This is a genomic window from Microbulbifer okhotskensis (assembly GCF_023895975.1).
Classification (GTDB): Bacteria; Pseudomonadota; Gammaproteobacteria; order Pseudomonadales; family Cellvibrionaceae; genus Microbulbifer; species Microbulbifer okhotskensis.
This window is the reverse complement of sequence record NZ_JALBWM010000455.1, coordinates 1-303: the sequence shown is the minus strand read 5'-3', so window position 1 is coordinate 303 and position 303 is coordinate 1. Positions and strand designations below refer to the sequence as shown.

Annotated in this window: 1 protein-coding gene; it reads right to left on the bottom strand. The window is 47.9% G+C overall.

Annotation, left to right across the window (positions count from 1 at the left end; translation table 11 throughout):
* Positions 1–205: single-stranded DNA-binding protein (gene ssb / locus MO867_RS22905; protein ID WP_256474291.1), on the bottom strand; the 205-nt coding region annotated here is incomplete at its 3' end.
* Between the last annotated feature and the right edge of the window lie 98 nt (positions 206–303).

Sequence of the window (303 nt, the reverse complement as noted above, 5' to 3'; positions counted from 1 at the left end):
CACCGGCTATTTCTGCAAGGCGGTTGAAAAAGACTACACGGTGCCATTCCACTCTTTCAGTCTGCTGGCCGGTTTGCTTATCCTTCCAGCTTTCACTGGTAGCTAAGCTGATATTGGTTACAGCGGTACCGCTGGGTGTGTACTTGGTTTCTGGGTCGTTACCCAGGTTACCAATAAGGATTACTTTGTTGACTCCTCTAGCCATGATTGGCTCCTTCAAAAAAGCGCCCTTTACCAGCGGCGCGAACACAGGGCTGTCCCATATAAATCGGTGTAAAAACGAACAGAATAGACCTAAAATAG